General features: G+C 77.3%; 11 protein-coding genes. 7 read left to right on the top strand and 4 right to left on the bottom strand.

The window, feature by feature from the left end; genetic code table 11:
- Positions 1-288: 288 nt before the first annotated feature.
- The 5 genes from AB0O91_RS16140 to AB0O91_RS16120 all read left to right on the top strand — a co-directional run bounded on the left by AB0O91_RS16140 (position 289) and on the right by AB0O91_RS16120 (position 6,661).
- A complete protein-coding gene (locus AB0O91_RS16140) occupies positions 289-843 on the top strand; it encodes a universal stress protein (protein ID WP_363432753.1) in 555 nt (184 codons plus the stop codon).
- Entirely contained in the window at positions 840-2,090 is a 1,251-nt protein-coding gene (locus AB0O91_RS16135) for an FUSC family protein (RefSeq protein WP_363432750.1), read from the top strand. Before AB0O91_RS16140 ends, AB0O91_RS16135 begins: the two co-directional genes overlap by 4 nt.
- 72 nt (positions 2,091-2,162) lie before the next feature.
- Entirely contained in the window at positions 2,163-3,386 is a 1,224-nt protein-coding gene (locus tag AB0O91_RS16130) for an ATP-binding protein (protein ID WP_363432747.1), read from the top strand.
- Between the two features lie 159 nt (positions 3,387-3,545).
- A complete protein-coding gene (locus AB0O91_RS16125) occupies positions 3,546-5,795 on the top strand; it encodes an FUSC family protein (protein ID WP_363432744.1) in 2,250 nt (749 codons plus the stop codon).
- Positions 5,792-6,661: a DMT family transporter gene (locus AB0O91_RS16120; RefSeq protein ID WP_363432742.1), complete on the top strand. Its 870-nt coding sequence runs from the start codon at positions 5,792-5,794 to the stop codon at positions 6,659-6,661. Before AB0O91_RS16125 ends, AB0O91_RS16120 begins: the two co-directional genes overlap by 4 nt.
- Here AB0O91_RS16120 and AB0O91_RS16115 read toward each other — a convergent pair.
- Both AB0O91_RS16115 and AB0O91_RS16110 read right to left on the bottom strand, forming a co-directional pair.
- The gene (locus AB0O91_RS16115) at positions 6,626-7,192 is read right to left on the bottom strand and encodes a universal stress protein (protein ID WP_363432740.1); all 567 of its coding nucleotides are present in this window, start codon (positions 7,190-7,192) and stop codon (positions 6,626-6,628) included. The two genes, AB0O91_RS16120 and AB0O91_RS16115, sit on opposite strands and share 36 nt — an antisense overlap.
- Before the next feature lie 33 nt (positions 7,193-7,225).
- Positions 7,226-7,771 (bottom strand): universal stress protein, encoded by a 546-nt coding sequence (locus AB0O91_RS16110; protein ID WP_363432737.1) that lies wholly within the window; start codon positions 7,769-7,771, stop codon positions 7,226-7,228.
- Between the two features lie 315 nt (positions 7,772-8,086).
- On the opposite strand from AB0O91_RS16110, the gene AB0O91_RS16105 reads away from it, so the two are divergent.
- Both AB0O91_RS16105 and AB0O91_RS16100 read left to right on the top strand, forming a co-directional pair.
- Positions 8,087-8,539, top strand: a complete 453-nt coding sequence (locus AB0O91_RS16105) for a universal stress protein (protein WP_363432735.1) — start codon at positions 8,087-8,089, stop codon at positions 8,537-8,539.
- A 3-nt stretch (positions 8,540-8,542) separates the two neighbouring features.
- Positions 8,543-9,031 carry a universal stress protein gene (locus AB0O91_RS16100; protein ID WP_363432732.1) on the top strand — a complete coding sequence of 163 codons (489 nt, stop codon included), beginning with the start codon at positions 8,543-8,545 and terminating at the stop codon, positions 9,029-9,031.
- A 219-nt stretch (positions 9,032-9,250) separates the two neighbouring features.
- Here the strand turns inward: AB0O91_RS16100 and AB0O91_RS16095 are convergent, their stop codons facing one another.
- Together AB0O91_RS16095 and AB0O91_RS16090 are read right to left on the bottom strand one after the other, a co-directional pair.
- On the bottom strand, positions 9,251-10,543 hold the full coding sequence (locus tag AB0O91_RS16095) for an MFS transporter (protein ID WP_363432730.1): 1,293 nt from the start codon (positions 10,541-10,543) through the stop codon (positions 9,251-9,253).
- 135 nt (positions 10,544-10,678) lie between these two features.
- Positions 10,679-11,320, bottom strand: a complete 642-nt coding sequence (locus AB0O91_RS16090) for a universal stress protein (RefSeq protein WP_363432728.1) — start codon at positions 11,318-11,320, stop codon at positions 10,679-10,681.
- Positions 11,321-11,495 lie beyond the last annotated feature (175 nt).

Genomic DNA, 11,495 nt, shown 5'->3' with positions numbered 1-11,495 from the left:
GAACTGCCCGCCTGGCAGCCGCAGTCGCTCGTGCCCGCGCTGCCGCACGGTTCGCCCGCCGGGGCGCCCGTCCGACGACGACGGCCGGCCGTCGTCCACCGCGTGCTCCGCCGATCGGCCGACCCGGCCGGCCCGACGCCCTTCGTACGGTGGACGGCAGCCGGGGCCGCTGGTGGTCCCGGACAGCCGATCCCCGCCACCCCGACGGCACCGCGGGTGCCGCCGAGGACTCCCGCATGCCGCCTCACCGGTGGCGCAGGCGCGGGAAGCACCGAAGGGAGCCACCCCATGACCACCTCCACCGACCGCGTCATCGTCGGCGTCGACGGTTCACCCGCCAGCCTGGCCGCGCTGCGCCGAGCGGCGTGGGTCGCGACCTGCCGGGGCCTGCCGCTGTGGCTGGTGACCGGGGTGACCCTGCCCGACGGCGCGGGCGCCTCCCTGGACGACGCCTCGGCGACGGCGCTGCCCCGGATCTGGGACCGGCGCGCCGAGGCCCTGCTGGACGACGCCTGCGCGCGGGCGCTGGCCGACTTCGGCGAGAACCGGCCGCAGATCGTCCGGCGGATCGTGCACGGGGCGGTGGGCGCGAAGCTCGCGGCCACGGCCACCTCGGCCGGTGACCTCATCGTCCTCGGGGCGCCCGCCCGCGGCCGCCTGCGCCGGATCGTCTCCGGGCCGTCGACGGCCTGGCAGTGCGTCAGGACCGCCCGCTGCCCGGTGTTCCTGGTCCGGCCCGGGGAGGAGCCCGCCGCAGACGCGAACCCCGCCGCCGGACGGTCGCGCCGGTCCGCCCGCTCTGCCCGCTCCGCCCGGCGGGCGGCAGGGCGGGCGGGCCGGTGAGCCGTCGGCCGGGCGGCGAGGCCACGGCGGTCCTCGGGACCGCCCGGTGCGGTGGCGGCCCGCGGATCCGCGCCGCCGCCGCCGCGACCGCGGCCGGACTGCGGGCAGCGGCCCTGGCCGGCCTCCGCTGGCGACCCGAGAACCCCGCGGACCTCACCTACGGGCTGGTCGCCGGGCTCGGCATCGCCGTCCCGCTGCTGCTCGGCGTCCTCGGCGGGCACCCGGCGGAGGGCGCCGACGTCGCCACGGCCGCACTGTTCGTCGCCATCCCCTCGCTCACCGGGGGCCTGCGGGCACGGGCCGGGGCGATCGGGCTGCGCACCGCCGCCGTCACCCTGGCCGGGGTCTGGTCGGTGTACGCCGTCGGGCTGCCGTGGGCCGGCGCCGTGCTCATCACCGCCGCCGCCGTGGCCGGGGCGCTGTGGCCCGCGCTCGGTGCGAACGCCGCGCTCGCCCTGCTGATCATCGGCGTCGACGGATCGGGCCGGGTGGTCGGCTTCGCCGGGGCGCTGCAACTGCTCGGCGGCGCCTGGCTGGCGCTGCTGGCCGCCGTCCTGTTCGGCGGGAGGGCGCTCCGCTCGCGCTCCCGCCGAACAGCACGCCGGCCCGCCGGACCGGGCAGCGGCGTCCCCCGGGCGGAGCAGCGGGCGGCCCGACGCGGCCGGGCCGTCCGGCTCGGCCTGCTCGTCGCCGCCACGACGGCCGTCCTCACCGGTCTGGGCGCGATCCGCGGCGAGGGCCACTGGCTGGTCACCTCGGTGCTGATCAGCTCGCAGGTCAGCTGCACCGCCACCGGCGTGAAGGCGGGCAAACGGGTGGTGGGGAACTCCGTCGGCGCCGTGGCCGTCACCGCCGTCCTCCTCCTCGCCCCGTCACCGCCGGTCCTCGCCGTCGTCACCGGCTGCTGCGCCCTGGCCGCGTTCACCGTGCGGCCCGCCAACTACCTCTACTGGGCGATGTGCGCGCCGCCGCTGCTGATCCTGCTCGAGGACATGGCGAAGCCCATGAGCTGGTCCGCCGGAGCGGTGCGGGTCCTGCTCAACGTCCTCGGCGGCGTGCTGGCCGTCACCGCCGTCCACCTCCACCGGTCCGGTGCGTCCCGGTGCCCGTGCCCGGGTCGTGGCACCGACCGACCCGCTGGTGCGTCGGTCGCTGCGGTGGAGCGGACCGGACCGTGCGCCGGACCGGCCGGCGGCGGGCCCCGGTGCCGGGACGGCCGGGGCGCGGCGCCCCGGCGGGCCGCGTAGCGTGGCAGTCCGGGCCGCGGGGCCGTGCCGCCCGCCGTGGCCGGTCCTGCGAACCCGTCCGGACGGTGGACCATGACGACGCGCTGGCGCGAGCAGCAACTCGGCGGGATGTCCGAGCTGACCGCCCGCTACGTCGCCTGGCTGCGGCTGCCGTTCCTGGTGCCGTTGCTGCTGGCCGGCTGGGACTGGGCGGGGCACCGGATCAGCCCCTGGTACTTCGTCGCGGTCGCGGGCTACGCCGCCTGGGCGGTGCTGCGCCTGGTCGCGGTGCGCCGGGACCCGCTCGGCGGGCTGCGCACGGCGGTGTGGGCCGCCACCGTCGACATCGCCGCGGTCAGCCTGCTCGCGGCCCTCTCCGGCGGGCAGGACTCGGCGGTGCGCTACGCCTACTACGTCCTGCCGATGGCCAGTGTGCTCTGGCAGCTCCCGGCCGTCACCGCCTGGCTCGGCGGCGCCTGCGTGCTGGCGTACGCGCTGCTGGCCGTCCCGGTGCTGGCGCGCGGCGACGCGACGCGGAACTGGCTCGTGGTGGTGGACGAGGCCTACCTGCTGTGGGACGTGCTGGGCTGCGTGCTCATCGCCTGGCTGCTGCGACGGCAGGCCAGGGCGGTCTCCCAGCTCCTGGACACCCGCGAGGCCCTGCTGCGCGACGCGCTCGCCGCCGAGGCCCGCGAACGGACCGAGCTGGCGGACGCGCTGCACGACAGCGCCGTGCAGAACCTGCTGGCGGCCCTCCAGGACCTGGAGGACGCCCGCCAGGCGGCCCCCTCGCCGGAGCTGGACCGGGTCGAGGACGAGCTGCGCCGGACCGTCCAGGAGATCCGGGACGTCACCTTCGACCTGCACCCCCAGGTGCTGGCGGCGGCGGGGCTGGCGGCCGCGCTGCGGGCGCTGGGGGAGCGCTCCGCCCGGCGCGGCGGCTTCACGGTGCACTACGACCTGCCGCCCACCGGCCCGGTGCACGAACAGGGCCTGCTCTACTCGGCCGCCCGCGAACTGCTCACCAACACCGTCAAGCACGCCCGGGCCCGCAACGTCTGGCTGACCCTGCGGCGCAGCGGGCCCGACACCGTGCTGACGGTCCGGGACGACGGGGTGGGCTTCGACCCCGCCGTGGTGTGGAGCAAGCTGCGCGGCGGCCACATCGGCCTCGCCAGCCACTACGTCCGGGTGGAGAGCGCGGGCGGCCGCTTCCTCGTGACGAGCGAGCCGCACCGCTCCACCACCATCGAGGTCAGGATGCCGGCCGGGGCCGCAGGCACCGGCGCACCGGGCGGCGCGCTCACCTCCGGGTGACTCCTCGGGGCGTCCGGCACCGGTTCACCCAGGCGCCCGCCCGTGCTTGCCGAGCCCCACGGGGGGCGTGAGCCTGGGCAGGACCGCAGGTCCCGCGGACCCCGCCCGGGACCGCACCCGCCAGCGAGCCCGGGAGGCCGTCGTGACCAGGGCCGTCGCGTGACCGGGACCGGCGAGCGCGCCACCCGGACCGACCCGGGCACCCCCGGACCGCCCTGGTCGGCGCGGCTGCCGCGACCGCTGCGGGGCGACGCCGCGCGCGGCACGTTCCGCCGTGCGCTGTGGCTCGTCCTGGCGGGCTGCACCGGCTTCTACGTCCTGGACTACGGCCTCGGCCGGCCCCAGACGGCGCTGTACAGCATCTTCGGCACCCTGCCGCTGGTGCTCTTCGCCAAGCTGCCCGGACCGCCGCGGGCCCGGGCCGGTGTGCTGCTGGCGGTGCTGCCGGTCGCCTGGCTGATGGTGACGGCCGGGACGCTGCTCGCCGTCACCCACTGGGCCGCGGCACTCGGCCTGCTGGTCGTCGGCTTCCTCGCGTCGCTCCTGGAGGTCGTCGGCCCGCGCCCCGCCGTGCTCGCCGCGGCGGTCCAGCTCTCCTACGTGCTCCCGTGCTTCCCGCCGTACGAACCCGGCCAACTCGGCTCCCGGCTGGTCGGGATCACCGTCGGCATCCTGCTGACCGTGCTGGTGGACCAACTGCTCCCGGCCGACCCGCCGCCCGCCCCCTACCGGCTGCGCCTGGCCGAGGTGGCGGCGGCCCTCGCCGCCTACTGCGCCGCCGCGGGTGCCGGCCCCGGCGAGCGGTCGGACCTCGCGGACGCCCGGCGGCGCGTCGACGAGGCGCAGCGGGCCGCCCTGCTCGGCGAGACGCCCCCCGACGCGCGGCCGACCTCGGTCTCACGGCGCGACCGCGGCCTCACCCACACCCGGGTGGCGCTGGCCTACCTCGGCGGGCGGATCACCGACGTGGTCGAGACCGGTGCCGGGTCCGGTCCGGACGCCGGCCCCCTACTGGCGGGCGCGGCGGCGGCCCTGGAACGGACCGCGGCCAACCTGCGGACCGCCGCCCGGGACGGCGACACCAGCGAACTCGCCCTTCTGGTAAGGGATTTCGACGGCCGCCGGGAGCAGCGCGCCGCCGCCGGCGGGCCCGGCGCCGAGCAGCGGCGGGACGCCACGCTGCGCGCGCTCGCCGAGGCCGTGCTGGTCGCGGACCGGGCGAGCCGGATCGCGCTCGGCGACCGCCTGCCCGCCGGCCGCGACGCCTCCGGCCCGTTCGGCTACGCCGTGCTGTCCGCTCCCGCCTGGCTGCTGGCCCGGCTGCGGCTGCACCTGCACCCCCGGTCGGTGCTGTTCCAGAACGCGGTGCGGCTGGCCGTCGCCCTCGCGGTCGCCCGGCTGGTGGTGGGGGCGCTCGACCTGCCGCACGGGTTCTGGGTCCTGCTGGCCCTGCTCAGCCTGATGCGCACCTCCGCCGCGGACACCCGCACCGCCCTGGTCCCGTCGGTGGTCGGGACCGTCGGCGGCGCCCTGGTCTCGGTGGCGATGCTGACGCTCGTCGGGCACAACCCGGCCTTCTACGCCGTGGTGACCCCGATCGCCTTCCTGGTCGGCTTCACCGTCTGCCCGTTGCTGAAGCCGTGGTGGATCCAGGGGATGATCACCCTGGCGATGGTGCTGATCTTCGGCCAGGTCACGGACGCCGACTGGGGCATCCCCACCCTGCGCGTCGTCAACGTGCTGGTGGGCGGACTGATCGGGACGGCCGCCGCGCTGGTGGCCTGGCCCAGGGGTGCGCACGGCCAGCTCCGCTCCGACGTCGCCGACCTGCTCGTCCGCAGCGGTGAGGGCGTCCGTGCCGTCACCGACCGGCTCTGCGGAGGGCCGGTGCCCCCGACGGCGCCGCTGGCGGCGACCCGGCGGGCCCTGCTGCTCGCCCAGAGCACCCACCTGCAGTACCGGGGCGAGCGGATGTACCGGACGGTCGGCGACCCGCCGTGGGGGGCGAGCATGCTCGTCGGCTACGACGTCCTCACCGGCGGTTCGCTGCTGCTGGCCCGGCACGAGGCCGCCGGTCCGGCCGTGGCCGCCGCGGCACCGGCCGTCGTCGAGCGCCTCACCGCCGGGGCGGACCTGGTCCGCGCGGCCTGCGAACGGGCGGCGGCCGAGCTGCGCGCGGGCGGGGCAGGGGACCGGGGCCGCCCCGGCCCGGCCGCCGAGGGCCCGGGGTCGACGGGGCCCACCGATCACGGGCACGCCGACCCGGCGCCGGCCGAAGCCCTGCTGGTGGCCGACACGGAGGCCTGGCTCGCCGCGGTCGCCGCCGACACCGCCCGCTCCCGCGCGGCCCGGAGCGAGGGGTGGCCTCCGACACCGGGGCCCGGAGGCCACCGGGGCCCGGCCCGGTGACCTGGCTCGCCGTCGCCTTCGCCGTGCTGGCCGCGCTCAGCAACGCCTCCGCGATGGTGCTCCAGCGCGCCGCCGCCCGGGACGTGCCGCACCGCGACGCGTTCAGCCTGCGGCTGATGCGTGACCTGCTGCGGGACCGGGTCTGGCTCGGCGGGATGGCGGCGGTGCTGGGCGCGGCGCTCTTCCAGGCGCTGGCGCTGGCGATGGGCTCCCTGGCCCTGGTCCAGCCGATCTTCGTCATCGAACTGCCCTTCGTGCTGCTGATCGCCTGTGCCGCCTTCCGGCGCCGACTGCCGCCGTCGGGCTGGTGGGGGATCGGCTCGGTGACCGTCGGCATCGCCCTGGCCCTGGGCGCGGCGAGCCCGTCCGGCGGCCGGGACCACGCGCCGATGGTGCTGTGGCTGCCCACCCTGGTGGCCGCGGGCGGTGCGACGGCCGGGTGCGTGCTGACCGCACTGCGGTTCGGCCGGGGCAGGGCCCGTGCCGCCCTGTTCGGCACCGCGGCGGCGATCGGCTACGCGCTGACCGCCGCGCTGCTGAAGTCCGCCACCGCGACCGCCGGGCACGGCGTCGTCGCCTTCCTCACCTGCTGGCAGACCTACGGCTTCGCCGGGGTGGGCGTCTGCTCGCTGTTCCTGCTGTCCAACGCGGTCGAATCGGGCCCGCTGCTGGCCTCCCAGCCGGCACTCACCCTGGGCGACGCCGTGATCAGCCTCGTCCTGGGCCTGATGCTGTACCGGGAGGACGTGCGCACCGGGTGGTGGCTGCTCCCGGCGTCCGTCGGCGCGGCGCTCGTGGTGGTGGGGGTGGTGATCCTGCCGAGGGTCGAGTCACAGGCGCTCGGACCGCGCCCCACCGGCCGGTGACCGGCCCGGCCACGGCCCCGGGGTGGTCGGGGCGCCGCCCGGGACGTCCCGCTCCGCCCACCGGTCCTCGGCGGGGACGGCACCCGGCAGCGGGACCACCAGGACCGGCCCCTGGTGGTGCCGGACGCAGTAGTTGCGGACGGAGCTCTCGGTCAGCCGGTGGAGCAGCCCGTGCGAGCCGCCGCCGATGACCAGCAGGGTGCCCGCGTTCCGGGCCATGCCGACCAGGACGGGGCCCACCGGGCCGAGCACGGCGACGGGTGAGCAGGTCAGGTCCTCCGGTGCACCGCCGAGGGCCCGGGCGCAGCACGTGATCAGGCGGTCGCGCGCCTTGTCGTGCAGCAGCTTGGCCATCCCGCCCTCGGGCGGGAAGCGGAAGTCCAGGTACTCGCCCTGCGGCGAGGAGTAGGCGATCACGGGCTTCAGTTCCGCCCGGTGGCGGCGGGCCTCCTCGGCGGCCGTCCGCAGGGCCAGCAGGCTGTCCCGGGAGCCGTCGACCCCGACCACGACGCGGGTGATGGTGGTGCTCATGGGCGTTCCCTTCCGGTGGCTTCGGCCCGGCCCTCAGCGGGGTCCGGTGGTGGGCAGGTCGCGGTCGGCGGCCGCCGCCGGCCCGCAGGTCGGCCCGTCGTCCCGCCCGGTGGTGGACGGCTCGTCGGTCACCACCATCACCGGGCACTCGGCGTGCTTGAGGCAGTACCGGCGGGTCGAACGGTGACGCAGCCGTTCGCCCAGGGAGCGGTGTCCGACGCCGACCACGAGCATGTCGGTGTCGTGCCGGGCGAGCGCGACCAGGGCGGGCCCGGGCTGGGCCCGCAGCACGCTGGGGCGGACCTCGACATCGGCCGGGAGCGAGGCGAGGACGGCCTCGCAGGCCTTCGCCATCCGGCGCTCGGCCCGCTGCTCGCACTGCCGGACGGTGTCCTCGAAGGTCGGGAACGGCACCGGCTGCGAGGAGGGCATGGCCTCGCCGCCCGGGACGTCCCAGGCCAGGACGGGGCACAGCTGCGCGTGGTGGCGGGCCGCCTCCTCGGCGGCCAGCTCCAGGGCCGCCAGGCTCCCCTCGGAACCGTCCACACCGACCACGACGCGCTCGACGATCATCGACATCTCTCGTCCTCCTCGGACTCCGGCAGGGGTTGCCCCTGCACTCGGCTGCGGCCCCGGACCGGGGGGCCACCCACCACGTTAGGAATCCGACGGGCCCGGTCCGGTCCGCCGATCGGCGGACCGGCCGGAGGACGTCGGCGCCGCCGGTCGCCGGTGGCAGCGGACAGGGGTCGCCGGGGGAGGCGGCGACCGGGGCGTGGGTGTCCGGCGGCCGGCCGTCACCCGTCCCGACCACCGATCGGAGGACTTCGGCGCGGGCCTGCGCTTCCTAGCGTGGAGGGTGTCCACAGAGCACGGAAGAGAGGCTGAACAGCCATGGTCACAGAGGTGAAGCAGGTCATCGTCGGGGTGGACGGTTCGGCCGCCGGCCGGGCGGCCCTGCGGCTCGGCGCGGACGAGGCGGAACGCCGCGGCGCCGTGCTGCGGCCGGTGCTGGTGTTCGCGCCGCCGGAGGGCGAGGGCCTCGAACGGCGCTGGCCGTCGCCGCCCGCGTACCGGCGGATCTGGGTGGAGGCGGCCGAGTTCCGGCTGGCCCAGGCCTGCGAACAGGCGCTGGCCGACGACTTCCCCGGCCTGGTGGTCGAACCCGAGGTGATCCGCGGCGAGCCGGGCGCGGTCCTGGTCGACTGCGCGACCGACGACCACACGATGCTGGTCGTCGGCACGAGCGCCCGCAAGCCCGCCTGGCTGCACCGGCACCCGGTGCGCCGGCACTGCGTGCAGCACGCGACGTGCCCGGTGCTGGTCGCGCCGGCCGAGGAGGTGTGAGCCATGAGGTCCACGGAGACGGGACGCGGGCACGCCGCGCCGGGCACCCGCCCCACGGGAGGGCGCCGGATCGTGGTCGGGGTCGACGGTTCCCCGGCCTCGCGGCGGGCGCTGGCCTGGGCGGTCGAGGAGGCCTGGGCGACCGGCGGCGAGGTGGAGGCGGTGACCTGCTGGCTCTACCCGGTGATGTACGGCGCGGCGATGGCCCGGCCGGACGTCCGGGCGGAACAGGCGGCGGCGGGGCGCACGCTCGCCCGGACCGTCGCGGAGGTGGTCGGGGACCGGCCCGCCGTACCGGTCCGCCGGCGACTGCTGCTCGGCAACACCCAGGAGGAACTGACCGGCCGGTCGCGGGGCGCCGCCCTGCTGGTGCTGGGGACCCGGCGCCGCCGGGTGTTCGGGCCGCGGATCGGCCCCACGGCCAGGCACTGCATGAAGCACGCCGGCTGCCAGGTGGTGGTGGTCCCGGAGGCGGGGCAGCGGCCCGCGTGACGGGTCCGGCCGACCGGCACCGCCGGAGACGGCCCGCCGGGCACGACGGCGCCCGGGGCACATCGCCCCGGGTGCCGTCGTGTTCGCTGTCGTGCTCGCCGTCGTGCTCGCCGTCGTGCCCGTCGCCGTGCGGACGGCGGCGGTGCCGCTGAGCGGGAGCACGGGCGTGCGCTGAGGACCGCTTCCGAACGCGGTCGGGCGGGCGCCGCCCGTCGGGGCTCAGCGGGCCGCCGGGCTCGGCACGTCCTCCTCGGCGTCGGTGACGGCGGCCCGGTCCGGAACGGCCGCCCGGTCCGGGGCCGTCCCCGCGCAGGGGCGGGACGGCCGCCGCACGGCCCGGCCCAGGAGCCGGCAGCCGGCGGCGGCGATCAGGGCGCTGCCCAGGCCGAAGGCCACCGGCACCGCGTACGCCGTGGGGGTGCCGACCCGGTCCACCGCGAGACCGCCGACCAGCGAGCCCAGCGACACCCCGAGACTGGTGCCCGACAGCAGCCAGGTGAGGCCCTCGTTGAGTCGGGACTGCGGGACGATCCGCTCCACCAGGGCGTTGGCGATGATGACGTTCGGGGAGATGAACAGCCCGGTCAGCAGCAGCTCCGCGACCAGCACCGGCAGGCATCCGACGACGAGCAGCGGAACCAGGCTCAGGGCCAGCACGCCGAGCCCGACCGTCAGATGACGGGGCGTCAGGAACCGCCCCCGGCAGGCCCCCATCACCAGGCCCGCCGTACCGCTGGTCACGCCGAACCCGGCCAGGGCGAAGGAGGCCGCCGCCCGGTGGCCGTGCGCGGTGGCGAAGGCGACGGTGATCACCTCGATCGCGCCGAAGACGGCGCCGAAGGCGCAGAACACGAGCACCAGCACGGAGAGCCCGGGACGGCGCACCAGCAGCGAGCCCCGGTGCGCCCCCTCCACGGGCCGGGCCGGCGGTTCCGTGCCGCGCCGGGCCGTGACCACCCAGGTGCCCGCCAGCGTGCAGAGCAGCGCGACCGCCACCCCGGCCTCCGGGAACACCTGGGTGGCCAGCGACAGCGCGAGGATCGGGCCGATGACGAAACTGACCTCGTCGGCCACCGACTCCATCGAGAACGCGGTGTGCAGGCGCGGGCCCTCGCGGTAGCGCGCCTGCCAGCGCGCCCGCATCATCCCGCCGACGTTGGGCAGCACACCGGCCACGACCGCCCACGGGAACTGTGTCCAGAGCGGTGCGCCGAGCGCGCTGCACAGCAGCAGGGCCACGAGGGCGCCGGAACCGGCCGCGGTGGTGGCCCGGGCCGCCCTGCGCTGCCCGTGGCGGTCGACGGCGCGGGCGACCAGCGGGCCGGCCGCGGCGACGGAGAGCGAGTAGCAGCAGCACAGGGCCCCGGCGAGCGCGTAGTTCCCGGTGCGCTGGCACACCATGCCGACGATCCCCAGGCCCACCATCGCGCGTGGCGCGCGGGCGGCGAGGCCCGCGGTCACCAGCAGGCGGGTTCCTGGGACGGCGAAGAGGTCACGGTAGGCGTTGAGCACGACTGCTCCAGCGGTCGGGGTGGGGGGTTCGGAAGTGCGGGGACGGTGCCCCCGGACACGGCGGGGCCCGGGTGGCCTGTTGTGCCAGGCGACCCGGGCCCCATCGCCGCGGTCGGTGCCGGTGGGCGGGTCGGTCTACCGCAGTCGCATCGGGATCGGTAGCTCGCGCGCCGAGGAGAGGGCCGTCGCCCGGTCGCCGCCCGGTGGGGTGAGCCCGCGGTCGCCTCGCCCGCTCCCGGCCCCGGATGCGCGGCAGCCGCTCTCGCTCCCGGACGCGCGGCAACCGCCCTCGCTCCCGGACGCGCGGCAGCCGTGCCCGCGACCGGCGACCACGAGGACCGGGCACCGGGCGTGCCGCAGGCAGTGCCGGCGGGCGGAGCGGCGGCGCAGTCGGTGCAGGAGCCCGTGGTCGCCCACGCCCAGCACGAGCAGGTCGGTGCTGTGCCGCGAGCAGGCGACCAGGACCGGGCCGGGGTCCGCCCTGAGGACCTGGGGGCAGACGTTCACCTCGTCCGGGATCCGGGCGAGAACGGCGTCACAGGCCTCGGCCAGCCGCTTCTCGGCCTCCCGTTCGGCGCGTCGGGGCACTTCGAGGAAGGCGGGGAACAGGGTCGGCTGCGAGGAGTGCAGCGCCTCGCCGCCCGAAAGGTCCCAGGCCAGGACCGGGCACAGCTGGGCGTGGTGGCGGATCGCCTCGTGCGCGGCCCGCTCCAGTGCCGCCAGGCTGCCGGGCGAGCCGTCCACCCCGACCACCACGCGCTTCACCAGTACCGACATCGTTCTCTCCCGTCGTGCGGTTCCGTCGTGAGCGGCCCCGGGGGAGGGTTCGCCGTCGGGCGATCGCCGTCCGCGGGGCCGCCGTCCACGTTATGGACGGAGGAGCGGCGACAAGGTCCCCGGATCGGCCGATCCGCCGGGGGACAACGATCGCCCGCCGAGGGAGCCGGTCCGC

Origin of the sequence: Kitasatospora sp. NPDC089797, assembly GCF_040684795.1 — a bacterium.
In the GTDB taxonomy this organism is placed as follows: domain Bacteria; phylum Actinomycetota; class Actinomycetes; order Streptomycetales; family Streptomycetaceae; genus Kitasatospora.
The sequence above is the reverse complement of the archived record's forward strand: the minus strand, read 5'-3'. Positions and strand labels throughout refer to the sequence as shown.

Coding starts and splice junctions, on each gene's coding strand:
- AB0O91_RS16105 (WP_363432735.1), top strand. CDS start 8,087: ATGGTCACAGAGGTGAAGCAGGTCATCGTCGGGGTGGACGGTTCGGCC.
- AB0O91_RS16110 (WP_363432737.1), bottom strand. CDS start 7,771: ATGTCGATGATCGTCGAGCGCGTCGTGGTCGGTGTGGACGGTTCCGAG.
- AB0O91_RS16100 (WP_363432732.1), top strand. CDS start 8,543: ATGAGGTCCACGGAGACGGGACGCGGGCACGCCGCGCCGGGCACCCGC.
- AB0O91_RS16130 (WP_363432747.1), top strand. CDS start 2,163: ATGACGACGCGCTGGCGCGAGCAGCAACTCGGCGGGATGTCCGAGCTG.
- AB0O91_RS16140 (WP_363432753.1), top strand. CDS start 289: ATGACCACCTCCACCGACCGCGTCATCGTCGGCGTCGACGGTTCACCC.
- AB0O91_RS16115 (WP_363432740.1), bottom strand. CDS start 7,192: ATGAGCACCACCATCACCCGCGTCGTGGTCGGGGTCGACGGCTCCCGG.
- AB0O91_RS16090 (WP_363432728.1), bottom strand. CDS start 11,320: ATGTCGGTACTGGTGAAGCGCGTGGTGGTCGGGGTGGACGGCTCGCCC.